Below are 25,264 nucleotides of genomic sequence, written 5' to 3' on the forward strand. Positions count from 1 at the left end.
TCCTCCTGCATCGCGGGGAACGACGGCCCCGTCTACAACTTCGGCATCAACCGAGAGATGAAGTGCTCAACGCCTTCCGGCATCACGGCGAGCGGCAGACCACAAGACGTACCAGTACTTCCCATACACGTTGTACTCAACGCCTTCCGGCATCACGGCGAGCGGCGGCTGGACACGACTGGAGTGCTTCGCTCCGAGGAGGGTGCTCGACGCCTTCCGGCATCCCGGCGAGCGGCGGCAGAGCACGGTGAAGGGATCACGAAGACATTCAAGTGCTCAACGCCTTCCGGCATCACGGCGAGCGGCGGTACGTCGACCTGCGCTACCGCCGCGAGAGCGACGGGTGCTCAACGCCTTCCGGCATCACGGCGAGCGGCGGTACACCGGGCGCCAGGTGACGACGTTCTTGTACAGTGCTCAACGCCTTCCGGCATCACGGCGAGCGGCGGGCAACCCCTGCAACTACTGGTTCATCACCGACCAGTGCTCAACGCCTTCCGGCATCACGGCGAGCGGCGGTCGGGCCTACTGGTGATGGATGATGCGGACCGGTTGTGATCAACGCCTTCCGGCATCACGGCGAGCGGCGGACTACGTTCGGCAGAACGCGCAGATCGGTGACCGGTGCTCAACGCCTTCCGGCATCACGGCGAGCGGCGGGCAGTACGCCTCTCGCATCGAGCGAGGGCGCGCCATGTGCTCAACGCCTTCCGGCACCACGGCGAGCGACGGTGTCCAAGTCGGACACCGACCTGTACATCCAGTGGGGATGCTCAACGCCTTCCGGCATCACGGCGAGCGGCGGGTGCGGAGACATCATGAGAGCAGGCGTGAATAGGTGCTCAACGCCCTCCGGCATCACGGCGAGCGGCGGGCGACACCATCGCCACGCTGTCGCAGGAACTGGAGAGGTGCTCAACGCCTTCCGGCATCACGGCGAGCGGCGGTCTCGGCCATGGACCCCGCGCTAGTGCGCGAATCCGAGTGCTCAACGCCTTCCGGCATCACGGCGAGAGGCAGCGGGGGGCCCTGGAGGACTTGAAGGGCCGGCTCACGGTGTTCAACGCCTTCCGACATCACGGCGAGCGGCGGTCGACATGCTCGGGGTGCCCAACCCCATCAAGCACCTGTGCTCAACGCCTTCCGGCATCACGGCGAGCGGCGGACCGTCGAAGCCGATTTCGCGTCCATCTACATCAAGGTGCTCGACGCCTTCCGGCATCACGGCGAGCGGCGGGGGCCATCGTCCTCGCTCGCTGCTCGGACATGTTGTGCTCAACGCCTTCCAGCATCACGGCGAGCGGCGGCGGCCAACGCCGAGGCCGAAAACGCGATGCGGCTGTGCTCAACGCCTCCCGGCATCACGGCGAGCGGCCGCAGCCCCACCCCGGCGCCGCGCTGCTGGAGCGGTGCTCAACGCCTTCCGGCATCACGGCGAGCGGCGGAGCTGTACCACGTGGAGCCGAAGGAGGAGTTGGCGTGCTCAACGCCTTCCGGCATCACGGCGAGCGGCGGTATCCGCAAGTATTACACGAAGTATCCGCCGAATGGGTACTCAACGCCTTCCGGCATCACAGCGAGCGGTGACCCACGAAGTAGGTGTACACCGCGCAGCACGGCGGCGCTCAACGCCTTCCGGCATCACGGCGAGCGACGGCTCGCTCCATCCTCGCCGCGCTGGCGTACGAGAGGGTGCTCAACGCCTTCCGGCATCACGGCAAGCGGCGACGCCCTCGGCAAGACCATCAGGCAGGTCGAGTGGCGGTGCTCAACGCCTTCCGGCATCACGGCGAGCGGCGGACCTCCGAGTGGGTGTCCGAGGCGCAGCAGATTGCGTGCTCAACGCCTTCCGGCATCACGGCGAGCGGCGGAATCCCGCTGTTGGAAGAGGAGCCCCGAAACCGGTGCTCAACGCCTTCGGCATCACGGCGAGCGGCGGTGGCGGCACCAACAACACGGTGACTGTCACCATCAAGTGCTCACCGCCTTCCGGCATCACGGCACGCGGCGGCCTTTCATCCCAAGGAATGGTCGGAAGAGCTTATGTGCTCAACGCCTTCCGGCATCACGGCGAGCGGCGGACGCCGCCTATGCTGCCTACGCCGTCGCCTACGCGTGCTCAACGCCTTGCGGCATCACGCCGCGCGACGGGTCCGCGACTCCTGGATTCACATCGTGGCTATGCGGTGCTCAACGCCTTCCGTCATCACGGCGAGCGGCGGAGGAAGACAGCCGTTGCGCTGGACCGCTACGGCAGGGTGCGCAACGCCTTCCGGCAGCGCGGCGAGCGGCGGCTGCACGACCGCATCCGAGAAGGAGGACTCAAGCGTGCTCAACGCCTTAAGGCATCACGGCGAGCGGCAGCCCCCATCATGGAGGGGGCCATGGTCCTGACGGGCTAGTGCTCAACGCCTTCCGGCATCACGGCGAGCCGCGGAGCATCCGCACCATCGCAATCGACGAGGCGAAGGGTGCTCAACACCTTCCGGCATCACGGCGAGCGGCGACCAACCGTGGGCAGGGGATTTATGGTTCTTCTGTGCTTATCGCCTTCCTGCATCACGGCGAGCGGCGGAGGAACTGACGCGCGAACGCGTACTACCGTGTTGGTGCTCAACCCTTTTCCGGCAACACAGCGCGCGGCGACGGGGCGAGTCCCATCAGCACACGCATATGAGCAGTGTGCTCAACGCCTTCCGGCATCACGGCGAGCGGCGAGCGACCAGGAGCGTGCGGAGGTCTTCGTGAGTCGTGCTCAACGCATTCTGGCATCACGGCGTACATCGGCGGATTCAGGACGACATGGGCGCATTCACGAACGTGTGCTCAACGCCTTCCGGCGTCACGGCGAGCGGTGGAGCCGCCCTATTCATGCATCTATTCATCTGTCAAAGATCCTCAAAACCGCACCGGGACTCTGCATTTCGCCCCGAATCCCTCCCATGCCTCCGCTACGCACCAGTACATGAAAGTCCAACACCTCACAGGGCGCGAGCCGGAGCTAGTTCCTCCGAACAGTCCTCCTGGGAACCGATAGCCCGCCCCCACTGCTCCACGCACCCGCCGCGCAGTCCTATCACCAGCAACACCACACCTGACAGCATGGCGGCGCGCCCCCTCAAGTCCACCCGTTACCGAAACAGGTCACGGCCCAATCCCCCGAAGAGCATCTCTCCCGCGATGACGCTCCTCGAAGGTCCTGCTCACGCGCTCCCCGTCAGGCGCTTTAGCAAGTCCTCACGACGCTCCTGAAGCTTGGGACTCTTCACAAACGCCCGAAGAGTCTGGGCACACTCCGCACGCGCCTCGTGCGCCAGTGTCGCCAGCCTGTCGAGCCACTCCGTCTCGAACGCTCCGAGCACCTTGCGCTGCTCCGTCTTAGCCACGCGCTGCGCCTCCACCCACACCTTGAACGCGTCCCGCTCCAGCGAGGGTCGTGACACCGCGCGCGGCGGCTGAACAACCACGCTCCCCTCGGGCGCCAGCCGCCCATAGCCCGCAGCCGTCTTGCCACCCACGCCCCAGTCGCGCAGGGCCTCGCACAACCGGTCGGCGGCCCAGCGCAACAACAAGAGCGTCTCGGCATCGGCCCCCGGGGCCACGCTCAGCGCCACGAGGAACCGTCCCTCGGGGCGCACGGACAGGAAGGCCACGGGGTTGGGCGACTCGTAGTCGTTGGGCCAGGACTTCGCGTCTCCGTACCAGCTCCGCTGGTGCACCGTGAGTACATCGCGCGCCAGCATCCTCGACTCTGCATCCGCCTTGCCACGGCTCGACACCCACGGCGCGTCATGGAAGATGACCTGCCCCACGCTCGCGGCCTGGCCGAGCCGCTCGTCCCCGGGCACGCCGAACAGCCGACGACACGCCTCCGCCACCTCGGCGGGCTCGAAGCTCGCGCGGAGGACGGCCGCGAGCACACCCTTGAGCGAGGAGCCTGGAATCACCGGCACGCCCCAGGTGTGGTGCAGCGTCAGCCCCACTCCCGTGGGTGAGGCATTCCCATGTCCCGCCAACAGCCGGCTCGTCGCCCGCATCGTCACGGAGGCGGTGTGCCATTGGGCCAGCGACTCACGCCAACGGCGGTAGGCCACAGCGTAGTCCTCAGGCTCCCGCGCCGCGTCCATCCAGCTCAGCCAGCGCCGCCACGGCGAGTTCTCCTCCTTCGCCTCGTCGTCCTTCTGGGGCGCATACCGCTCATGGGACAGCCCCGCGTGACTCGGACCCTTGTCCGTTGAACGGGGAAGCCCTCGCAAGTCGTCACGCATCGGGAGCCTCCTTGAACGTGGCCTGCACGGCGCGACGGAACCACACCACCAACCGCAACATCTCTCGCGTGGCCAGCATGTACTCCTCCAGCCCCAGTCCCCGCACCGCACCGGGCAGCGTGTCTCCCGTCAGCTTCGAGGGAAGCCCCGGCAGCCTCGCCTTCACCAGCACCACGGACAGGTCATGGAGCAGCAGCATCGCGGCGTTCGTCTCGAGCGGCTTCTCCTCCTTCTCGTCCTGCTCCCGCTCCAGGAACGTGAGCGCCGCGGCAAGACCGTCACGCAGCACCGACGCTCCCAGGCCGTGCACGCGCGGCTTGTAGTCCGCCCGGAGCCCTTGGGGGGCCGCCGTCACGCGGGCGTAGGCATCCGTGGCCCGCTGCTGCTCTCGCGTCACGCCGCTCATCGCTGAGCCTCCCCGTCACCGGCCTTCCACGACAACAGCCGGCACCAGCCGCGCCCCACCGTCGCCTTGCCCCCCAACTGGAGCATCGTCCCCTGCCCGCCGAGCGCCGCGTCCAGCACCTCGCCCGCCTCCAGCTTGCGCTCCGGATGCCAGGCCCGCGAGGCGGCCATCACTCCCATCAGCAGCGTCTCGGCCGGCAGGCTCTCCTCCGTCCAGAGCTGCCCCTTCGCGGCCGTGCCCGTCTCCGGGTCGATGCTCACGCGGGTGTCCACCTGCATCGCCGTCTCCCAGAGGAAGCTCATCGTCTCATCGTCCACCAGCACCAGGCGCCGCGTGAGCATCTCCCGCTCATCTCCGGGCAGCGCGCGCTGGAGCGCCTCCGCCCAGGCCCCGAGCGCCGCGTCGTCCTTCGCGTCCACCTTCAGGTCCAGGTCCTCCAGGTAGACCCGCGCCCCGTCCGCCTGCTGGTGAAGACAGACACAGGACTTCAAGGAGGCCACCCGCGCGCTGTGTTTCGGCAGTGAGGCCACCGGCGGAGGCGCCTCGCCGCCGCCACGACGGCCACCCCAGTCCCGGCGCGCCAGGGTCAGCAGCAAGGGCGACGTCACCAGCGCGAACGTGCCCACGAAGCTGCGCACCGGCAGCGCGAGCAGTCGCGCGTCCCCCACCACCAGCGCTCCCGCGTACTCACTCGGCTCGTCTCCCTCGGGCCCGTTCTTCTTGCGCCGGGGACCAAAGACCGCGTCGGTCCGGACAGTGTCACTCGCGCTCGCGTCGCGCAGCACGCCCTTGAGCGATGAGCCGGGGATGATGGGGATGCCCGTGGAGCGCATCCGCATCAGCGGCAGGTCGATGACTCCCACGCTCTGCCCCGTGCCCACGTGCAGGGGGGACAGCGCTTGCAGCAGATAGGCTCGGCTTTCCATGCTCACTCTCCACACTCCGGGGGCATTTCCCAGACGCCGGGCAACACCTGCCCGAGCGCCTCGTCGCGACCGCCGCCCCACGAGGCCAGCCACAACGCGCGCAGTTCCTCGGTGGTGAACAAGCCACCGTCACACCTCTGGAAGAAATAGACAGACCCCGCCGGCACCCACCGCCGCGTCGCCCGGGGCTCGCGCTTCACCATGTCCCACGCGGACACGTCCTGCGCCCGAGTCACCAGCGCCGCGCGCAGCACCACCGTCCCCTCCACGCCAGGCAACGTACCCACGTACTCGGGCGCGCCGCCCTGCGGACACCAGAAGCGATCCGGCAGCCACCCACGCTCGAAGCACGCGGGCGTCGCCAGCACCAACCGCAAGCCCCGCGACGGCTCGGGACGGAAGTCGTCGGGACAGGCGAACAGCTCCGCCGTCGAGCGCTCCACCTCCGTCAACCGCCTGCGGCCTCCCAGCCCCAGCACTCCCGAGGGGAAGCCCCGCACCACCTCGCCCTCGGGCTGCCTGCACCGCACTCCCAGCGCCCACTCCACCGCGACCGGCGCCTCCGCGCCCTCTCTCTTCTCCAGTCGCAGCAACTCCACGACCTGGCGCGAGTGCAGCATCGTGTCCTCCGCGGTCTGCGTCCCCGGCGCGATGGCCACATGCACGTCCGTGCGATGACCGGGTCCGGGCGTCGTCGGAGTCGGGACGTCCTCGCGCATCAGCCACGCGAGCATCCGCGCCTCGGACCAGAAGGCCGGCACCTCCGCCGAGGGCTTGCCCATCCTCCCTTCATGGTCGGGACGGGGATGCCACAGCGCCTCCCGGGCCGGGTCCTCATCGGGGCCGAGCGAGCTGGTGACGCCCTCGGACTCAGGCATCCAGGGACGCAGGCGCTCGACCCGCGCGGGATTGTCCTCCGCGCCGTCCACCACCACCGCGTCGGCGGGAGCCGGCCACATCCGGTGGCGCGTGGAGAAGGACGCCTCCCCCAGGTTGCGCCGCAGGGCGACGAACCCCGTCAGCGCGAGGCTCGCGGAGCGCGTCTCCCACGCCTCGGGCGTCAGCCGCACGCCCGGCTGACCCGCCATGAGGTCCTGTCCCCACGCGGCGCGCAGGGCACCTCGCACTGTCGTGGGCAACGGCCACGGATGCGAGTACCCGCGTCCCACTTCGCTCGTGTACCAGCCACGGCCGTCCTTCACGGACAGCCCGTCGCGCGGCAGCAGCGCGAAGCACTCGTCACTCATGCTCCACCTTCCTCTCTGAGCACCAGGTTCCGGCGCGACCGCTCGAGCGTCCCCGCCACCAGCATCCGGTTCACCCACTCGAGCAGCCGCGCGTGGACCTTCGAGCCACCGTCCACCGCCTCCGCGTCGAGCCCTCCCAGCCCCACCTCTTCCACGGACAGGCCCTTGGACTTCCCCGGCTTCGTGTCGGCCGGGTCTTCGGCCCGCCCCTCGGCGCGCGCCAGGATTCGAGCCACCTCGGCCACCAACACCCGCGCCTGGTCCCGAGACGACGCGCCCTCGACGTTCTCTGGGAAGCGACGCACCATCGCCTCCACCTCGTGCACCTTGCCCAGGGGTAGCCGGTCTCCGCCCAGCAGCGCCATGTCTTGATGCAATCGGGCCAGCGGCTCGGGGGTGTCACCCTTCGGGGTCCAGCGCGAGGTCCACAGCCGCTCGCGCCCCGCATGCTTCGCCACGAGGACCGCGAGCGCGGCGCGCCCCGACTTCTTCGCGGCCTTCTCCGCCCGACGACCCAGGTCCAGCAGTTGCCCGAGGCTCTCCATCACATGGCCGATGCCCAGCCCCACCGACAGCGTGGGCACCAGCGCATCCGTGCCCGTGACGACAGGCGCCAGGTGCTTCGAGAACGCGGTCGCCAGCGCCCGGGCACACGCGAGCGCGTCCGCCGGGCACACGAAGGCGAGGACATCATCGCCCCCCGCGTAGACGAGCATCCCTCGGTACCGCGACTGGACGATGTCACGCGCCTCGTCCGTGAAGCTCGCGAGCGCATGGGAGACTCGACGATGCGCCTCGACGCCCCCCTGCGCAGCCAGACGCCGGAGCAGTTCGCCCATCCGGTCCCCGTCGGCGACCAGGCAGGCCACGTAGGGAAAGGGGGCCACGGGCATGGCGTCGAGCAGCGGTCGGATGTGAGCGTCCGCGAACCGCTCGGCCTCCTGCTTCGCCGCGTCGCGGTCCTCGCCCTCGCGCCACTCCTCGAAGTACGGACGCCAGCGGTCGGGGAGCAGGAGCTGGCCGTCGAACGGAAAGGCGTTCACCCACGACAGGTCCGTCCGGTGGACGGACGTGAACCCCCGATGGTCCGCGCAGGCGCCACGCAGCGCGGAGAGCCTCGCGCCCTGCGTCTGGCTCGCCGTCGCCAGCCAGGCCGCCAGCCCGATGCTCGTCACCGGGACGAACTGGTCCGGCTGGCCGCCCGCGCGTTTGAGCAACCCGAGCGCATCCAGCTCCTCGCGCTCGCCGATGCGCAGCCGCTTCCAGTCTCCAGTCCGAGGACGCTTGCCGCGCAGCACGGACGCGCGTCCACCGTCGAGGCTCGACTTGTGCGTACCGGCGGGAGGAACCTGGGTCCAGGCCTTGAACTCCCGCAGGCCCCGGCGAGCCTCCAGCGCGGCCTCGGCTTCATCGAGGGCCTCCTGGTACCCGCCTTCGGCCATGGGTGCCCAGGCCGCGTGGAACTCCAGGAAGGTGTCGAGCTGCTCGTCCGCCCACGCGTCCGCGCCCTCCGCGAGCAGCGGCCCGCTGTTCTTGCGCACGCGCGCCCACTCGTTCCGGAGGGTGACTCGAGCCGCCTCGCGCGCGTTGCGGGCCACCTTGGCCGCGTCGCCCTTCACCACCGCGAGGACCTTGTTGGGGAAGCCCTTCACCGCCTCGGCATCCGCCAGGGCCTCGTCGGTCTTCGTGGCGCTCTTCGGCCGCGCGCCGGGCTTCGAGGCCGCCGCCTCAAGCTGCCCCGGGTGGGGGAAGATGAGCTCGGCGCCAGCGTCGCGGAGCGCGCACGCCATGGCGCGGCTCAAGCAGGAGAGCAGGTAGCTGCCAAACCAGAGGTCGCGCGTGCGACGGGCCTGGGCGATGAAGCCCTGCACCGGCCCGACCTTGAGCACGAGCACGTGTGATTGAGTCGTCATGGTCTACGCCTCCCGAGCTTTCTTCGTGTCACGCAGCCAGGTGAAGAACGCCTCGCGCAGCGACGTCGCGGCGCACAGCGGCTTGAAGAGGGGCTGGTCGTCGTTCGCGCGGAGCAGGTCGAAGTCCGCGCGCGTCGCGTCGATGGCGCGTTTCGACTGCACCAGGACGACCTTGCCGCCCTGAGGGTAGCCGCGCTCCAGCCACAGCGCGATGGGCTCGAAGCGACCGTTGGCCAGCGGCATCGCCTTGACGATGAGCGGCGAGGCCAGCCGGTCCTTCGGCTCGCGCTCCCGGTCGCGGACCCACTGGAGCTGCACGTTCTTGGGCTCCAAGGGCTGGTAGTCATTGTTCGAGTCCCGCCGCTTCTGCTGGAAGTGGACGACGATGGGCAGCCCGAAGCCCGCGCGCGGCCACGCGGGGGATTTCGAGTATGCCGAGCGCGGCGCGTGCTCCTCGGGGTAGGCCCGGAGCCCCTGCGCGGCCCGCGCGTGGTGACGAATCTTGTCCGCCTCCGGCCAGTTGGAGCGGCCCGCGCGATTGTCTCCGGTGGGGCTCGGGTTGCGAGGACGCTCGCCCTGCGCGCCGGTGGTGCCCTGACGGAATGCGCGCAGCCAGCCCAGCGCATCCAGCCACGCCTTGTTGCCGTCGAAGGACTCCTCTCTGGGCCACCGCAGGAGCCACGCGCCGCGAAGCAGGGGCAGGTCGCTCGGAGTGCCCGCGAGCTCGGGTTGGAAGAGGGGCAGGTGTCCGAAGAGCCGGCGCAGCTCGGCGCGGGCGGCGCTCTTCGGCAGCCATTGCTTGCACTGCTCCTCGGTGGCGAGCGTCACCGTGCCGCAACCACGACGGGTTCGCGAGCCATACCCACCGAAGAGCACCCACGCGCGGAAGGCGTGACGGACCTCTTCCGACAGCGCACCCCCTGGAGCGGAGACTTCCAGGGTGAAGCACAGGCCGGGCTTCCAGCGGGGCGCGGTGGGGAGCTCCCCCGTGTCGCGAGCGGTCCAGAGCGCATAGGACTGCTCCTCGCCCAGCGAGATGGGGCGGTCATCCTTCCCGGAGGCGGTGACGGCGCGCACGCACAGGTCCACCTGGGAGCGGCGGGGCTTTTCCTTGCCCAGGCTCATGCCGCCCCACAGCTCGCGCTCGCGCCGGGCGAGGTCGAGCCGCTGGGCCTCGCCGTAGGCATGGCCATACAACGCGCGCCACCAGAAGCGCAGGTGCCCACGCAGCGTGGGCACGCGGATGAGGTCCACCTCGGAGAGCTGACGTGGGACTGGCGCGCCTCCGAGGATGGGCGTGACGGTCTTCAGGTCCACGGTGAAGGTCTCGCGTCGAGGCCCACCGGGCAGGCTGAGCCTCGGGCTCGGGTCCTTGGGTGGCGGGGGCAGGTTCAGGGGCTGCATGGAGACACCTCGGCTCCTCCGCGACCCGCCAGGGCGGGACGGGGATGGGGGTGAAGACGCTGGGAGACTTCGCCGGTGGGCCGAGCGAGGGCGCGCGGCTCACAGCGCGCGAACGGACCCCAGGCGTCGGCTAACGTGACAGCGGGAGACCTCCGGGGAGGTCGCCCGGAGGCGGTGGATGAAGCGCGGGGATGGGCGTCGGTGCACATGTCCACCGAGGAAGACGCCAACGCCGCGCGCACCCCTCGCGGCTCCGTGCGTTTTTTCCGGGGTGGCCTGTCGCCACGGCCTGCGGCGATGAACGGAAGCCAGCACGGGTTGCCCGAGCCTCCGCGCAAGTGCCGTGAGCGCTGTTCCGCACCGGGGTATCAACGGGCTCACGAACGCGCCCGCCCTACCTGATGGATGTCAGACCCGTGTACTACCTCTCAGGTCCATCATGAGACCCATCTTCGACCTGGTGCTCCGTGGGCTCGTTCAGCGCCATCCGGAGCAACTGCTGTTCCTCCTCTTCGGCGAGGGTGCACCGCGCTTCGTGCGTGCCTCGGACACCAGCCTTCCGCAGTCCGAGCGACGCGCGGATGCGGTGCTCGTGGTGGAGACGACCTCGGAGCGCTTCGCAGTGGAAATCGAACTGCAGGCTCAAGCAGACCCGGACTTCGCCCGGAGACTCCTCGACTACACCGTGCGCGTCCATCTGCGCGAAAACCTCCCGGTGTTACCCGTGGTCATCCTCGTGGTCCCCGAGGCGGAAGGTGTCCGTCCTCCCTACGTCATCCGCTGTCAGGGACAACCGAGGCTCACCCTGGATTTCCTGGTGGTCCGTTTGTGGGAGGTGGACTTCTCGCAGCCAGCCCTCCAAGCCGCCACGCCGCTCCTACCGCTCTCCGTTCTTGATGCCCGGGCGGGGCCCGAGCGAGCGACCTGGGCGGAGGCACGTATCCGACAAGCCACCGACCTTTCCACCCACGAGCGGCTGGATTTGCTCGTCGTCCTGGGTACCCTGACATCACGCCGCTTCGGCAGCGCTCAGCTCACCCCATCGTTGAGGAACATCATGATGGATTCACCCTTTTGGGAAGAACAGCGCGCCCGAGAAAAGGCTCGGACGCTCATCACCTTCGCGCGCCTCCGGGAGGTGACGTTGCCACCGGAGGCAGAGGAGCGGCTGGCCTCGCTTGGCGCGTCCGCCCTGGACCAGCTCATCGTCCTCGCCTTCACCCAGCCGGACTCGGCGTTGGGTGCCCTGCGCGAGGCGGCCCGGTCCAGCTCCGGGAGAAGCGCATCCTCTTGAAGGGATGGCAGCAACTGCCGCTGGACTCAGAAAGGGCCGTGTCCTTGTCCGGCATCACGGCGAGTGATGGCTGTCCAAGCGGGGACGCTGATTCCAGTGACCTTGATGTGCTCAACGCCTTCCGGCATCACGGCGAGCGGCGGCCCTGTGCTCCGATGGCCGTCCTTCGTGGGTCCCGACGTGCTCAACGCCTTCCGGCATCACGGCGAGCGGCGGACATGCGCGAGCGCCTCGTGGACGAGGCAGCACTGTGATCAACGCCTTCCGGCATCACGGCGAGCGGCGGAGCCTCCGGGCTCATGTCCGACGCACGAGTCACGCACGCGTGCTCAACGCCTTCCGGCATCACGGCGAGCGGCGGATCCAGGGCGTCGACACGGAGCGCGAGTCCAGGTGCTCAACGCCTTCCGGCATCACGGCGAGCGGCGGTTCTTCCCCCTGGCCCCCCGGGTCGAGGACATCGAGTGCTCAACGCCTTCCGGCATCACGGCGAGCGGCGGTTCGACGAATCGCAATGCAGGCCCAGGGCGGAAAGTGCTCAACGCCTTCCGGCATCACGGCGAGCGGCGGCTGGCTCGCCGCCGTGTTCGTGGTGGCGTGCCTCCTGTGCTCAACGCCTTCCGGCATCACGGCGAGCGGCGGTGCGACTGCGCCCACGCGACGGAGTGCGACGAGCAGTGCTCAACGCCTTCCGGCATCACGGCGAGCGGCGGCCCCAAGCCGCTCACCGCCGAGCGCATCACCAAGTGCTCAACGCCTTCCGGCATCACGGCGAGCGGCGGGACCTCTCCAAGAACCCGTGCATGAACGCGCTGAAGTGCTCAACGCCTTCCGGCATCACGGCGAGCGGCGGTTCTTCAGGTGGCAGTCGCACTTCGGGTGCTTCGGGGTGCTCAACGCCTTCCGGCATCACGGCGAGCGGCGGTGCCGCCTGACCGACGCCATGTCCTCCGGGACCACCGAGTGCTCAACGCCTTCCGGCATCACGGCGAGCGGCGGAGCCGCCCCAGAATCCCAAGCAGTTCCAGCATCTTGACTTCCCCCTTTTCAAGCACCCCCACCCTTCTCGGCGCCATCTCCACCCGCGAGCCATTCCACATCATCCAACCTCCTGAATCGCCAAGCTTTTTCCCCGTTCAAGCACCTATTCACCTGTCAAAGAGCCCCAACCCCGCGTCACGCCAGGGCTTTCCGCCCATTTCCCCCATCCCCACCTCCGCCACGCCGAGGTGCTTGAAAGTCCAATCCCTCACACCCCGCTCCCGACGAGCCCGCACCCCACCGACCCCCAGAAACAAACAAAGCCCAGGCGTCTCCGCGCCCAGGCCCGCCTGCTCCCATCTCAAACCCCTACACCGCGCCCGCCACCCCCTGCTGCTCACGCGGCCAGGTCCCCACGCCGACGCGCAGGCGCGTGGGCAGGAACAGCCCACATCCCATGTGCCGCCTCCCGCCCATCCCCCGCTCCTGCAAGCGCACCGACGCACGCGGCGACAGGTTGCTCAACATCAGCCCGTAACCAATCACCTTCTTCCCCGCGATACCCACCACGCGCCGCCGCCCCACATGCACCGTGGCCTCGCACTCCAGCTCCGCCAGGGCCCGCTTCACCGCGCCGCGGAAGCTCGCGTCATCCACCGCGTTCTTGAACGTCACCATCCGCGCGGACAAGGACACCGGCGCCTCCAACGGGAACACCCGTGGCATCCCCAGCGCCACCTCCCCTCCCCCCACTTCAATCGCGGCGCCCCCCAAAGGCAGCCACACCGGCAGCGCCTCCGTGGGACACCGCACCCGCAACGTCCCGTGCCCCACGAGCAGACTCTTCCCGCGCGCCCGAGTCCCTCGCAGATTGAAGATGCCGACGTCCTGGCGCTCATGCAGCCCCGGCAGCCGGTGCGACAGCGCCGAGAACAACGCATACCCATGGTCCAACGGAACCCCACCGCCTCGCGCGGGGTAGACGAGGTCAATCACTGACATGTTCAGCCTCGATGGCCCCGCCTCGGCGGGACCGTCCTACGGGGAAGTCCTCGCCAAGACCCCTGACGAGGGCACAGAGGTGCCAGCCCCGCCAACGGCGGCGCGACGCCACGGGCCCACCCTCCCAGGAGGGGGCCCAGGCACGTCCGACACTCGGGGAGCAGGGGTCATCACGCATCTCCACCGGGGAGACGCCAACGCCGCGCGCATCCCTCGCGCCCCCTCACACATTTCTCCCCGCCCCCTCGCCTCAGCGACCTCCCTGCTTCGAGCGCCGCCCCTTCCTCTTCGCGCCCGCCGCCTCCCCCGCCTCCCCTGTCTCCTGGAGCGCGATGCGCCGCGCCACCTCCGCCGCCGCGCGGACCTGCGGCGCGAGCACCTCCCCGGGCGCCTCTCCCGCCCCCCACGACGCCGGCGCTCCCAACTGCCGCAGCACCGCCCCATGCACCACAGGCGCATCGAACGAGAAGCTCAGCGCCGGCAGCGGCGCGCGCGGCACGTCGTAGTCAGCCGGGGTCAGCTTCCCAGGCTTCACACCCGGCGCCTCCGACACGGGCTCCGCCACCGCCCGCGTCCCCCGCCTCCGCTTCGCCGGAGTCGACGGCGAGGTCGCGGCCGGACGCGTCTCGCCCACGCGCGCGGCGCGCAGACCGCCGAGCACCTGCTCCTTCGTCCTGCCGCGCAGCTCGAACAGGAGGAACGGGTCGCCGTCCAACGCCTCTCCGAGCACATAGTGCGTGGCGGCCACGTGCTTGCACGGGTCTCCCCAGTCCGGACACGAGCAGCTCGTCGTCAGGTCCTTCCGGCTCTGGGGGAACAGGCTCACCTTCGCCGCGAGGAACACCGCGTCGATCTCCTGGGGCATCGTCCCCGCGAGCAGCTCCGCGGCGTACCGTGCCTGGCCGGCCATCCCGGCGATGGCCTTCTCCCAGACGGCGTCGCTGAACTGCCCGAGCTTCAGCGAGATGGCATAGGGCCGAGGCCGTGAGCCCGTCACCTTCGCGGTGACTTCACCGCCACGGATGACCAGGTCATGCGTCCGCCCTGCCCGCGCATACGTCCGCCCCCGGGCCAGCCGCCCCGAGTCCCCCCCCAGCACGCGCTCCAGCGCCTCCAGCCAGCGCTGGCCCCACCACGTGGAGCCGGCCTTCTTCATCTTGATGCCGTGCTCGGGCGGCGGCTTCTTCGGCGCCGACTTCCAGCCCCAGTCGCTCCAGCGACTCATGACCCCACCTCCCGCCGACGCGCCCCTCGTCGGGGCGCGCTCCGCCGCGGGGCCTCCACCTCGCCCTCGCCCTCGTCCGCGACGGCACCCGCGGACAGCGAGAACAGCTCGCGCAGCGCGGCCGTGTCCAGCTCCGTCACCCAGTTCTCGCCCGCGCCCACGACGCTCTCGGCGAGCTGGCGCTTCTGCTCGAGCAGCCGGTCAATCTTCTCCTCGACGGTGCCCGCGCACACCAGCTTGTGGACCTGCACCGCGCGCTTCTGGCCGATGCGATACGCGCGGTCCGTGGCCTGGTCCTCGACGGCGGGGTTCCACCAGCGGTCGTAATGGAACACATGGCTCGCGGCCGTCAGGTTGAGGCCCGTGCCGCCCGCCTTGACGGACAGCACGAAGATGCGCGGGCCATGGGGCTCCTCCTGGAAGCGCCGCACCGCCTCGTCGCGCGCCTTGCGGGACGTTCCGCCGTGCAGGTACAGCACCTCGTGCCCCAGGCTCTCCGACAGGTGCGCCACCAGCTTGTCCCCCATCTCCCGGAACTGGGTGAAGACGAGCGCCTTGTCCCCCGCGGACAGGGACTCCTCGAGCATCTCCGTCACGCGCGCCAGCTTCCCCGAGCGCCCCGGCAGGGGCCCCGACTCGCCGAGGTACTGCGCGGGGTGGTTCGCTATCTGCTTGGTGAACAGCAGCAGCGCGAGCACCCGGCCCCGACGCTCGATGCCGTCGGACTCCTCGATGCGGCGCAGCTCCTCGTCCACCACCGCCTTGTAGAGCGAGGCCTGCTCGCGGGTGAGCGTGCAGACGACCTTCATCTCGTTCTTGGCGGGCAGGTCCGCGATGATGGTCGGGTCGCTCTTGAGGCGGCGCAGGACGAACGGGCCGATGATGCGCCTGAGCCGGGTGGCGGCCTCCTGACTGCCATGGCGTTCGATGGGCAGCGCCAGTTCGCGCCGGAAGGTCTCCAGGGGCCCGAGCAGTCCGGGGTTGGCGAACTCCAGGATGGACCACAGCTCCGCGAGGCGGTTCTCCACCGGCGTGCCCGTGAGGGCGAAGCGCTCGCTTGCGGGCAGCGCCCGGGCCGCGCGGGCGGTGGCCGAGGCCGAGTTCTTGATGTTCTGCGCCTCGTCGAGCACCACCGTGGCCCAGTCCACCTTCGCGAGCAGCTCGGCGTCGCGGCGCAGCAGGCCATAGGTCGTGAGCACGAGCGTGCCAGGTCCCCGGGGCACGTCACGCGCCCGGCGGGCGCGCTCGGAGCCATAGTGGGGCGTCAGGCGCAGGGAGGGCGCGAAGCGGGCCACCTCGCGCTCCCAGTTGCCCACCACGGACGTGGGCGCCACCAGCAGCGTGGGCCGGGAATCGCGGGGCGCGCGCTCCAGCCGTCGCAGCAGGAAGGCCAGCATCTGCACCGTCTTGCCCAGACCCATGTCATCCGCGAGGCAGGCGCCGAGCCCCAGCGAGGCCAGCGTGTCCAACCAGTGCAGCCCTCGTGACTGATAGGGCCGCAGCGTGGCGTTCAGGGCGCTGGGAGCCGCCTGGGCCGTGGCCCCGCCCGACCGCAGCCGCCCCAGGCGCTCCTCGAGCACGCCGGTGGCGAGGACGGTGACGGGGAGCGAGCCGTGGCGCGTCTCTCCGAGCAGGGCCACGCGCACCGCCTCGCTGGCCGACAGGTGGCCAGGCCCCTCGGCCAGGTGGCGCTGGATGGCGTCGAGTTCGTGGGGATCCACGGCGACCCACTCGCCCCGGAAGCGCACGAGAGGCGCCTTGCGCTGGGCGAGCAACTCGAGCTCGCGCGGGGTGAGCGGCGTGTCGCCCAGAACGGCATCCCAGTCCACGCGCAGGAGCGCGTCGAGCCCGAGGCCCGCGGCACCATCGATGACGCCGGCAACCTTCGCGTTCGCGCCCACGCGCATTCGAAGCCGCAGGCGGCGCCGGCCCGAGGTGGTGAGTTCCCCGGGGACGATGACGCCGAAGCCCGCGTCGGCGAGCCCGCGCGCGCCCTCGGAGAGGAACGCCCAGGCGTCGTCGGGTTCGAGCAGGAGGGCCTCGGGGCGGGGGCTCTCCAGCACGAGGGCGATGGGCGCGAAGAGCCGGGACGCGCGGCTGAGCGCCTCGAGCAGTGACTCCTGCGGGTCGCGGAAGGCGCGGCCGAGCTTCTCCAGGCGGTGCCCGCGGGTCTTCCAGACGTCGGTGGCGGACACGAGCAGGCTCGGGTCATCGGGCGCCTGGAGGTGGAAGCTCAGCACGAAGGGCTCGCGGTCCTCCTTCGGGGGCTCCAGCCGGAAGCAGGCGCGCAGTCTGTCCCTGGCGCCGAGCGCGGGCTCGCTCCAGCGCGTCAGCTCGTCGACGACGGAGCGTTCGGCGAAGCCCTCGGGGGCGAAGTCACGGCGCGCGCCCGAGAGCGCCGCGCGCCAGCGCTCGTCCCAGGACGCCGGTCGACGAGAGGAGGAGCGGGGAGACAAGGAGGGCCCGCCGCGCGCGGCGCGAACGAAGGCATCGACGGTGGCGTCGAGGAAGGCGCGCAGCAGCGCCTCCGGGGCCCAGACGGCGGAGCCTCGTTCGGGGTGCACGGGGACGGCGTGGGCGGCGGCGGGCATGCTCCGGGCGAGAGCGACGACGCGGCTGGAGTCCTCGGAGGCGGAGAGGGCCGCGGCCCAGCGCGCCTCGATGCGCTCGCTCCTTCTCAGGAGGGTGGGCACCACGCGCTCGCGCGCGAGCAACTCCAGCGCCAGCTTGCTGGCGAGCGTCCAGAGGGCGAGTGAGCCGGGGAAGGACTCGACCTCGGAGGCGGGCACCACCGCGAGCCGCTCGACGGTGGCGGCGAGCGGCAGCCCGCGGCCCTCGCACTCCCGGAGTCCCTCGGGGGTGACGAGCACGGCGGAGGCGCTCTCACCCGCGTCGCGCAGGTCGGAGCAGGCGGAGGGCAGCGGTTCCCGCCCCCAGAGGAAGAGCTTCTCGGCGTCGGGAAGGAAGACGAGGGGCATCGGACGACAATTTAGTCCCGGGTCCTCGGATGGATGGGAAATGAAGCGGGACGCCCGCACGAACGGTCTCCAGTGGACCGTTCGCCGCGACTCACCTCATGCAGCGCCTCGCTCAAGCCGCCCGAGAAGGGACCGCCTCAGCCCACCGTCACCTTGCGTACCCCACGCGCCTCCAAGAGCGCGGGCAGTCGCTCACGCTGGTCTCCCTGGAGCACCAGCGTGTCGTCCTCCACCACGCCTCCACACCCCAGCGAGTTCTTCAGCGCCTTGAGCCACACCTCACGCTGGGGCACGGGCAGCTCCAGGTGCTCCACCACGGTGACTTCCTTGCCACCCCGCCCCTTGCGCTCCATCCGCACCACCGCGCGCGCCGGGCCCTTAGGCTCCGGCTTGCGCACCGGTGCCGCGGCGGGCGTTGCGGGCCCCACCGGCAGCGCCTCCCGCTTCGCCGCCAGCGCGGCGAAGGGATTGTGGAACGGCCCTACCGGCGCGGCCGGCTCCTCCTTCTTGTCACGCTTGCCCATGACGAGACGCCCGCCGTCGCTCAGTGGTTGTGGCCCGCGTGGTCGTCCTGCGGCATCGCGCGCGGCGGAGGCAGCACGTCGAACGCGGGCGCGCTCGGATTCCCATCCGCCATCACCAGCGCGTACAGGAACGGCGCGGACGGCATCGCCTGCCGCCCGTTCACCACCACCAACGGCGTGCCCGTGAACTGGTAGCGCAGCGCATACGACGTGTCCTCCTGAATCTTCGCCGCCGTCGCCGCGCTGGAGATGCACGCATCCAACTGCATCCGCGACACCGAACCGGAGGAGGCAATCTCCAGCACCCGCTCCGTGTCCAGCACCGCCTGCGCCGCGAAGAGCTTCTCCCGCAGCGTCCAGAAGTCCGGCGCGCCCTCCAGGCAGATCTGCGCCTTCGCCGCCACGCACCGCACGGTGGGCGCATCCGGCCCGCGCTTGGGCATCGCCGGATTGCACGAGCCATCCAGCGGGAACTGCCGCGCCTCCAACGACAGCTTGCCCTCCGGCACGCGCTTCTTCAGCACCGCCAGCTCCTCCACCAGCGACTTGCAGTGGGGGCACTTGCTGTCCGTCCACTCGACAATCTTCACCGGCGCGTTCGCGGGCCCATAACGGTGACGCGCGGGCGCGGCGGCGGCCTGCGGCACGCCATGCCGGTACTGCGCCAGCGCGTTGGAGATGAACTGCTGCTGCGCCATCGGCAGCCCGCGCAGGTACGCCTCCAGCGACGCGGGCGTGGCCGCCTCCGTCGTGGACGACGAGGCCACGGGCAGCAGCTCTCCCACCTTGGGCTGCGGCGTGGACAGCGAGCGGCCCGGCAGCAACACGGCCATGAACACGACGACGGTGATGCCCACCGTCCACTGCAGTCCGGGGACCCACTCGCCCGCACCGGCCGGCAGCCCCTTCCAGGCGACCCCGGCGATGGCCGCCACCAGCGCGTACGTACCCAGGCACGTGGGGCACACCACGCCCGTCTGGAAGCTCGCGAAGGCGAAGACGAGCACCGACACCACGCCCGCGATGGCCGTCAGCCGCAGTCCCTGGGCCGCCGGACCCACCGGCTTCCCCGAGCGCGCACGCGCCAGATACAGCGCCGACAATGCCACCACCGTCAGGCCCCACACCAACCCCAGGCCCGCGACGGGGATGCCGAACAGCTCATGCATGCGGGTGGCGAACGGCGAGTTCCACACCGTCTCGCAGTTCACCGTGTCGGACACGCCGCACACGGTGGAACCACCGGCGCGCAGCGTGAGCAACTGGCTCCACTGGAAGACGGACAGGACGCTCGCGGCCACGCCCAGCACCAGCAACACCACCCCGACGCGGAAGGGGACGGGGGTGGCGGCTTTCTGGGGAGAGGACTTCGGACTCATGCGTGCTCCGGGGGCGGGGTCATCAAGACAAGCAGTCGGGCGGAGTCGGGGCCATCGTTGGCGACACCGTGCTCGGAACCCGAGGGGGCGAAAACCGCCGCGCCCACACCGTGGACCTCCTCCTCGGCGCCGACGCGGAAGCGGCAACGGCCTTCCAGGACGACGTAGACCTTGTCGGAGGTGGCGTGGTGATGCGGCTTCTGGGCCTGGCCAGGCGCCAGACAGTAGACGTCGAGGAAGAAGCGCTCGGACTGGAAGACGTTGAGCTTCCGGAGCTTCTCCGGGGAGAAGTCCTGGAAGGACGACAGGTGCTTCACATCCATCGTGGCATTCGCTCCTTCGCCTCTATATAGCGACGGACATGGAACCGCTGTCTCTGCATTTTCTTCACGAAGAAGCGGGGGCCCGCTTCATCGATGTGCGCGGCCGGGAAGTCGTGGCCGGGTATGGCAACGGCGAGGACGGCTACCGAGCCGCCCGGGAGGCCGTGGCCCTCCACGACGCCTCCTACCGTGAAATCCTCCGGATAACGGGGGAGGACAGGGCCTCCTTCCTACATGGAATGGTGACCCAGGAGGTGAACAACCTCCCCGTCGGAGCCGCCACGTACGCCGCCCTGGTGAATGTGAAGGGGGCCATGGTGGCGGATGCCCGCATCCTCAAGCGGGAGGCGGACCTCTTGATGGATGTGGAGCCGGGCCACGGCGCCAAGGTCCGGGAGTTCCTGGAGAAATACCTCATCTCCGAGGACGCCGAGCTGCACGACGCGACGGGCGAGTACGGCATCCTCCGGCTGCTCGGCCCCCGGACGGCGGGGGTGCTGGGCGATGGGTTCGCTCCCCTGGCGCACCAGGCCACCCGGGCGATGTCGCTCGCCGGGCAGGACGTCATCCTGGTGGGCAACACCTCGGTGGAGCCCCATGGCGTCGATGTGTGGGTGCCGCGCGCGGGCCTGGAGGCCGTGTGGCGGGCCTTGAGCCAGGCAGGCGCCGAGCTGGGCCTGAAGCCCCTGGGCTTCGAGGGCCTGGAGCTGTTGCGCGTGGAGGCCGGGGTCCCCCGCTACGGGCAGGACATGGTGGACACCACCATCCCCATGGAGGCCAACCTCACCGGGGCCATCTCCTACAACAAGGGTTGCTACATCGGGCAGGAGGTCATCGCCCGGGCCACCTTCCGCGGGCACATGAACCGCAAGCTGACGGGCCTGCTGCTGGGCGAGCTCGACGCCGCGCCGGGCACGGAGCTGCGCCGGGGCGAGAAGAAGGTGGGCTGGCTCACCAGCGTGGTGCGCTCGCCGGCCCAGGGACAGCGCGTGGCCCTGGGCTACGTGCACCGGGACTCGCTGGAGCCCGGCACCGAGCTGACGCTGGCCGGTGGCCCCGACACCGTGAAGGTGGCCCCCCTGCCCTTCAAGGCGTGAGCGTGACACCGCTGTCAGTGGAGCCGTGAGTCACTGACAGCCTTGTCGCCCGCACCTTGGGGTTCAGCCCCCACGGGCGTGGAGTTACGGGCTGTTGAGTATGGAACGGGCCTTGCTCTTCCGGGCCCCCGCTCATGAAGCCCTCTTCGCTGACGTGGTTGTCCTTCCTCTCCGGCGCCACGGTGATGGCGTCGGAGATGGCCGCCTCGCGACTGGTGGCCCCCTACTTCGGGAGCAGCACGCCGGTGTGGGCGGCGCTCATCTCCCTGGTGCTGGGAGGGCTGGCGCTGGGGGCGCACCTGGGCGGGCGATTGGCGGACCGCGCGGAGCGGTTGGAGCCGCTGCGCATGGCGCTGTGTGTCGCGGCGCTGCTGCTGGCCGCCCTGCCCTTCCTGGCGAGGGCCCTCTTGCCGGGGGCCACGACGGCGGTGATGACGGGGCGTCCGCTGGAGGCCATGGGGCGCGTGGGATTGGTGGTGCTGGTGGCGGTGCCGCCGCTGCTGGCGCTGGGCGCGGTGGGGCCGTTCCTGTTGAGGGTGGGGCTGGGCGGCGTGGCGTCGGCGGGGGCGCATGCGGGGCGGCTGTCCTCGGCGTCCACGCTGGGGAGCATCGCCGGGACGTTGCTGGCGGCCTTCGTCGTATTGCCGTGGCTGGGCACCGCGCGTGCGATGGCGTGCTTCGCGGGGCTGCTCGGTCTGACGGCGGCGCACGGACTCGGGTGGCGGTGGCGGGTGGTCGCGGTGGGCGTGCCGGTGGTGGCGCTGGCGTTCGGAATCCATGCGCTGCCGCGACATCCGCGCGCGCTGGAGGTGGCCGAGTCGCCCCATGCCTTCGTGCAGGTGCTGGAGTCTCCCGAGGGGACTCGGAGCCTGGTGTTCGACGAGGGCTTCGCGGTGCAGAGCACGTGGTTGCCTGGGCAGCCGGTGCGGGAAGAGGTCTTCGCGCACTACCTGCTGACGCCGGCGATGGGGCGCACGGAGCCTCGGGCGCCTCGCGTGTTGCTGTTGGGGCTGGGGGCGGGCACCAGCGCGCGTGGGCTGCGCGAGACGTATCTGGGGGCTCGGGTGGTGGGCGTGGAGTTGGACGCGGCGGTGGTGCGGCTGGCTCGGACGCACTTCGGACTGGGGGCCGAGGTGGAGGTGCACGTCGGGGATGCGCGCGCGTTCCTGGAGTCGGACTCGCGGCGCTACGACGTCATCATCGTCGATGCGTTCCGCTTTCCGTATGTGCCCTTCCATCTGACGACGCGCGAGTTCGCACGGAGCGTGGCGGAGCACCTCGTTCCCGGGGGCGTGGCGTGTTTCAACGTGGGCCGCTTCCGCGAGGAGCGTGGGGTGGTGGACGCGGTGGGAGGCACGCTGGCGTCCGTGTTCCCCCGAGTGCTCGCGGCGGATGCGCGCAACCACAGCAACACGCTCTTCTTCGCGGGCGAGGAGGGCATGGCGGAGCGACTGGCCGCGAGGACGGAGCGGCTCCCGCTCTCGCTGCGCCCGCTGGCGACACGTGTCGTCGGAGAGCTGCGTGCGGTGGCCTCGGGGGAGCCCCTCACGGATGACCGGGCCCCGGTGGAGCTGCTCACCGACGCCATCCTCCTGCGCGCCCTGGTTCGTCCGGAGGGGCTTCGGTGAAGGTGCTGCCTCGCATGCCGGAGTTCCTCTCCCCGCTGCCCCTGGCGGCCGTGGCGTTGATGGCGGTGAATGACCGTTGGCTCAAGCCCACCTTCCACAACACACTCACCGGCAAGCTGTCGGACGTGGCCATCTGCTTCTTCCTGCCGCTCTACGTGTCCGCGCTGCTCTCCCTCGCGACACGCTGGCCACGCGGTGTCCGTCTGTTCGTGGGAGCGGCGCTGACCGCCGTGCTGTTCACCGCGCTCAAGGTGTCGCAGCCCCTCGCGGACCTCTTCTGTCAGTGGCTGCGTCCCCTTGGCGCTCCGTTCGGACTTACCGGCTTCCGCGCGGTGGCCGACCCCACGGACCTGCTCACCCTGCCCTTCATCGCGGTGGCGATGCTGTACGGCCGCGCCACGCTGCTCTCCCGGACATCGGCCACGTCCCTCACTCCCCCCGGAGCCTTGCCATGAAGCCCTTGCTGAGAAACCTCGCCACCGTCGCTGCCCTGGCCACCACCGGGCTGCTGCTCGTCGCCGACTCGGCGCAACGCTGCGAGCACGGCGCGCTCAACGTCGCCTTCGACGTCAGCGGCAACACCTGCGGCACCAATGGCACCTTCCGAGTCCTCTCGGACGAGGACTCGTGCGAAATCACCACGCAGGGCGCGGAGGCGCTGGGCTTCCCCGCCTTCGGCAATTCGACCCAAGACTCCCTGAACATTCCCGAGGGCGAATGGTCGCTGCATGACCGCAACCACACCGTGCACCTGGGCCCGGATGGCGGAGTCGTGCGCGCGGACGCGGGCTCCACGACGACCGTCGCAGCCAACCGCCACTGCGAGAACACGCTCGAGGGCGAGACGCTGCGCCTGACGTGCATCGACCGGCGCAGCGACCTGTCCGGAGACGAAGTGGCCCGCTGCGAGGCGACGCTCACCCCACGCTGAGGCTCTTCACCAGCCACCCCACCGCGCCTCCGCCCAGCACCAGCCAGGCGGAGTTGACGCGGAAGCGGAGGAGCAACACGGCGGAGACAACGGCGAGCCCCACCGTCCACGCGTCCACCAGCGCCGCCCGGCCAAGCTGCCACGTCACCACGGCCATCAGCGCCAGCGACGCCACGTTGACGCCATCCAGGAACGCTCCCGCCGCCCAGGAGGAACGCAGTCGAGGCACCAGCGGCCCGCTGAGCGCGACGAAGAAGAACGCGGGCAGGAAGATGCCCACCGTGGCCACCACCGCCCCCGTCATTCCCCCGAGCACGTAGCCGATGAACGTGGCCGTGGTGAAGACAGGCCCAGGCGTCACCTGCCCCACCGCCACCGCGTCCAACAGCTGCGCCTCCGACAGCCAGCCCAGCCGCTCCACCAGGTCGGCGCGCAGGAAGGCCAGCAGCACGTAGCCGCTGCCGTACAGCACCGAGCCCACCTTCAGGAAGAAGAGGAACAGGCCCTGCTGCGTGAAGGGCACGGCCGAGGTGGCGGCGCCCAGGGGAAGCATCAGCGCCCACGGCGACACCACGGAGTTCGACGAAGTCCCCTGCTCCCGTCCGCGCTCCACCGCGCGCCACGCGAGGACCCCGAGCCCCGACAGCAACAGGAGCACCAGCTCGTTGACGCCCAGGAACGCCGCCGAGACAGCGCCCAGGGCCACGGCGGCGGCGAGCTTCGTCTTCACCACGGTGCGCGACAGCCCCCACAGCGCTTGCAGCACCACGGCGATGATGACGGCCTTCACGCCGGCCAAGAGCGCGCCCACGTCCGGCAGGGTGCCGAAGCGCGCATAGGCCCAGGCGAAGCCGGTGACGATGAGGAACGCCGGGAGGATGAAGCAGACCCCGGCGACCACCAGTCCTGCCCAGCCGCCGCGCCGGTGGCCGATGTGGATGGCCAGCTCCGTGGAGTTGGGACCGGGGATGAGGTTGGCCGCGCCGAGCAGGTCCACGAACTCCTCGCGCGTGAGCCAGCGCCGACGGCGCACCACCTCGTCCTCCATGAGCGCGATGTGCGCGGCCGGGCCACCGAAGGCCGTGGTGCCCAACCGGAGGAACAGCAACGCCAGCTCCCGCAGCACCGTGGCTCGGTCTGGCGGGGTGGACGGCGCGGGGCTCGCGGGCTCCAGGGAAGGCATCGTCACGAAAAGCTACCCCAGGAAGAGGGATGCGCCGTTGAAACAACCGGGCGACTTCCCACCCGCGCACGGGCCTTGTCACGCGGGCCCCGTCCTGGATTCATGCCCGGTATGACCACCCCAGACACCACGCTGCTCGCGGCGGCCGTCGTCGAGAGCCAGACCGGCTACACGCAGTCGATTCGCACCGGCAAGCACCACTTCCAGGCGGACGAGCCCGCGGCCCTCGGTGGCGCGGACCAGGGCCCCGCACCCTATCAACTGCTGATGGGCTCGCTGGGCGCGTGCACCGCCATCACCTTGAAGATGTATGCCGCGCGCAAGGGCTGGGACCTTGGCCCCCTCACCGTGAAGCTCAAGCTCTTCCGGGAGAACGGCACCGAGCGCGTGGAGCGCGTGCTCTCGGCGGGCCCCGCCGTGAGCGAGGAGCAGCGTGCCCGCCTGCTCGAAATCGCCGCGAAGACGCCCGTGACGCTCACGCTGTCCCGAGCCCTGGCCATCCACACGAGCTTCGCGCCAGCACCCTGAGCCGGCCCGTCCGGGCGAAACGGAGGG

Annotated in this window: 20 protein-coding genes and 1 CRISPR repeat array; of the genes, 7 read left to right on the forward strand and 13 right to left on the reverse strand. The window is 70.3% G+C overall.

Features of this window, described 5'->3' with window-relative positions; genetic code table 11:
* Positions 1 to 1,904 precede the first annotated feature (1,904 nt).
* Positions 1,905 to 2,402 (forward strand): hypothetical protein, encoded by a 498-nt coding sequence (locus LZ199_RS28720; RefSeq protein WP_253996968.1) that lies wholly within the window; start codon positions 1,905 to 1,907, stop codon positions 2,400 to 2,402.
* A gap of 801 nt (positions 2,403 to 3,203) precedes the next feature.
* Here the strand turns inward: LZ199_RS28720 and cmr6 are convergent.
* From cmr6 to LZ199_RS28750, 6 genes are read right to left on the reverse strand one after another with little or no spacing between them, the layout of a single operon-like run.
* Entirely contained in the window at positions 3,204 to 4,268 is a 1,065-nt protein-coding gene (gene cmr6, locus LZ199_RS28725; RefSeq protein ID WP_253996969.1) for a type III-B CRISPR module RAMP protein Cmr6, read from the reverse strand.
* Positions 4,261 to 4,674 (reverse strand): type III-B CRISPR module-associated protein Cmr5, encoded by a 414-nt coding sequence (locus LZ199_RS28730; protein ID WP_253996970.1) that lies wholly within the window; start codon positions 4,672 to 4,674, stop codon positions 4,261 to 4,263. The genes cmr6 and LZ199_RS28730 overlap by 8 nt, the downstream gene beginning before the upstream one ends.
* Entirely contained in the window at positions 4,671 to 5,600 is a 930-nt protein-coding gene (cmr4, locus tag LZ199_RS28735) for a type III-B CRISPR module RAMP protein Cmr4 (RefSeq protein ID WP_253996971.1), read from the reverse strand. The genes LZ199_RS28730 and cmr4 overlap by 4 nt, the downstream gene beginning before the upstream one ends.
* Before the next feature lie 2 nt (positions 5,601 to 5,602).
* The gene (locus LZ199_RS28740; protein WP_253996972.1) at positions 5,603 to 6,847 is read right to left on the reverse strand and encodes a type III-B CRISPR module-associated protein Cmr3; all 1,245 of its coding nucleotides are present in this window, start codon (positions 6,845 to 6,847) and stop codon (positions 5,603 to 5,605) included.
* Positions 6,844 to 8,760, reverse strand: a complete 1,917-nt coding sequence (gene cas10, locus LZ199_RS28745; protein ID WP_253996973.1) for a type III-B CRISPR-associated protein Cas10/Cmr2 — start codon at positions 8,758 to 8,760, stop codon at positions 6,844 to 6,846. Before cas10 ends, LZ199_RS28740 begins: the two co-directional genes overlap by 4 nt.
* A gap of 3 nt (positions 8,761 to 8,763) precedes the next feature.
* The gene (locus tag LZ199_RS28750) at positions 8,764 to 10,164 is read right to left on the reverse strand and encodes an RAMP superfamily CRISPR-associated protein (protein ID WP_253996974.1); all 1,401 of its coding nucleotides are present in this window, start codon (positions 10,162 to 10,164) and stop codon (positions 8,764 to 8,766) included.
* Between the two features lie 439 nt (positions 10,165 to 10,603).
* Here LZ199_RS28750 and LZ199_RS28755 point away from each other — a divergent pair, with 439 nt between their 5' ends.
* Entirely contained in the window at positions 10,604 to 11,458 is an 855-nt protein-coding gene (locus LZ199_RS28755; RefSeq protein WP_253996975.1) for an RpnC/YadD family protein, read from the forward strand.
* A gap of 107 nt (positions 11,459 to 11,565) precedes the next feature.
* Positions 11,566 to 12,457: a CRISPR direct-repeat array (repeat unit 36 nt; unit sequence GTGCTCAACGCCTTCCGGCATCACGGCGAGCGGCGG).
* Positions 12,458 to 12,808: 351 nt separating this feature from the next.
* On the opposite strand, the gene cas6 is transcribed toward LZ199_RS28755, so the two are convergent.
* The 6 genes from cas6 to LZ199_RS28785 form a co-directional block, all read right to left on the reverse strand.
* A complete protein-coding gene (gene cas6 / locus LZ199_RS28760) occupies positions 12,809 to 13,441 on the reverse strand; it encodes a type I-MYXAN CRISPR-associated protein Cas6/Cmx6 (RefSeq protein ID WP_253996976.1) in 633 nt (210 codons plus the stop codon).
* A 250-nt stretch (positions 13,442 to 13,691) separates the two neighbouring features.
* The gene (locus tag LZ199_RS28765; RefSeq protein WP_253996977.1) at positions 13,692 to 14,666 is read right to left on the reverse strand and encodes an SWIM zinc finger family protein; all 975 of its coding nucleotides are present in this window, start codon (positions 14,664 to 14,666) and stop codon (positions 13,692 to 13,694) included.
* Positions 14,663 to 17,644 (reverse strand): DEAD/DEAH box helicase, encoded by a 2,982-nt coding sequence (locus LZ199_RS28770; RefSeq protein ID WP_253996978.1) that lies wholly within the window; start codon positions 17,642 to 17,644, stop codon positions 14,663 to 14,665. Before LZ199_RS28770 ends, LZ199_RS28765 begins: the two co-directional genes overlap by 4 nt.
* Before the next feature lie 137 nt (positions 17,645 to 17,781).
* Entirely contained in the window at positions 17,782 to 18,168 is a 387-nt protein-coding gene (locus tag LZ199_RS28775; protein ID WP_253996979.1) for a translation initiation factor, read from the reverse strand.
* Positions 18,169 to 18,188: 20 nt separating this feature from the next.
* The gene (locus LZ199_RS28780; RefSeq protein ID WP_253996980.1) at positions 18,189 to 19,547 is read right to left on the reverse strand and encodes a vitamin K epoxide reductase/DsbA family protein; all 1,359 of its coding nucleotides are present in this window, start codon (positions 19,545 to 19,547) and stop codon (positions 18,189 to 18,191) included.
* On the reverse strand, positions 19,544 to 19,870 hold the full coding sequence (locus tag LZ199_RS28785; RefSeq protein WP_253996981.1) for a cupin domain-containing protein: 327 nt from the start codon (positions 19,868 to 19,870) through the stop codon (positions 19,544 to 19,546). The genes LZ199_RS28780 and LZ199_RS28785 overlap by 4 nt, the downstream gene beginning before the upstream one ends.
* 38 nt (positions 19,871 to 19,908) lie before the next feature.
* On the opposite strand from LZ199_RS28785, the gene ygfZ reads away from it, so the two are divergent.
* The 4 genes from ygfZ (at position 19,909) to LZ199_RS28805 (ending at position 23,526) form a co-directional block, all read left to right on the forward strand.
* Positions 19,909 to 20,967 carry a CAF17-like 4Fe-4S cluster assembly/insertion protein YgfZ gene (gene ygfZ, locus LZ199_RS28790; RefSeq protein WP_253996982.1) on the forward strand — a complete coding sequence of 353 codons (1,059 nt, stop codon included), beginning with the start codon at positions 19,909 to 19,911 and terminating at the stop codon, positions 20,965 to 20,967.
* Between the two features lie 134 nt (positions 20,968 to 21,101).
* Complete coding sequence (locus LZ199_RS28795; RefSeq protein WP_253996983.1) at positions 21,102 to 22,595, forward strand: spermidine synthase; 1,494 nt, start codon at positions 21,102 to 21,104, stop codon at positions 22,593 to 22,595.
* Positions 22,592 to 23,050, forward strand: a complete 459-nt coding sequence (locus tag LZ199_RS28800; protein ID WP_253996984.1) for a hypothetical protein — start codon at positions 22,592 to 22,594, stop codon at positions 23,048 to 23,050. Before LZ199_RS28795 ends, LZ199_RS28800 begins: the two co-directional genes overlap by 4 nt.
* Positions 23,047 to 23,526 carry a hypothetical protein gene (locus tag LZ199_RS28805; protein WP_253996985.1) on the forward strand — a complete coding sequence of 160 codons (480 nt, stop codon included), beginning with the start codon at positions 23,047 to 23,049 and terminating at the stop codon, positions 23,524 to 23,526. Before LZ199_RS28800 ends, LZ199_RS28805 begins: the two co-directional genes overlap by 4 nt.
* Here LZ199_RS28805 and chrA read toward each other — a convergent pair.
* Complete coding sequence (chrA, locus tag LZ199_RS28810; RefSeq protein WP_253997121.1) at positions 23,513 to 24,709, reverse strand: chromate efflux transporter; 1,197 nt, start codon at positions 24,707 to 24,709, stop codon at positions 23,513 to 23,515. The genes LZ199_RS28805 and chrA overlap by 14 nt on opposite strands.
* Positions 24,710 to 24,820: 111 nt before the next feature.
* On the opposite strand from chrA, the gene LZ199_RS28815 reads away from it, so the two are divergent.
* Positions 24,821 to 25,237, forward strand: coding sequence for an OsmC family protein (locus LZ199_RS28815; protein ID WP_253996986.1), 417 nt, complete (start codon positions 24,821 to 24,823; stop codon positions 25,235 to 25,237).
* The last annotated feature ends 27 nt before the right edge of the window (positions 25,238 to 25,264 follow it).

The sequence above is a fragment of the Myxococcus qinghaiensis genome (assembly GCF_024198215.1).
Lineage (GTDB): Bacteria > Myxococcota > Myxococcia > Myxococcales > Myxococcaceae > Myxococcus > Myxococcus qinghaiensis.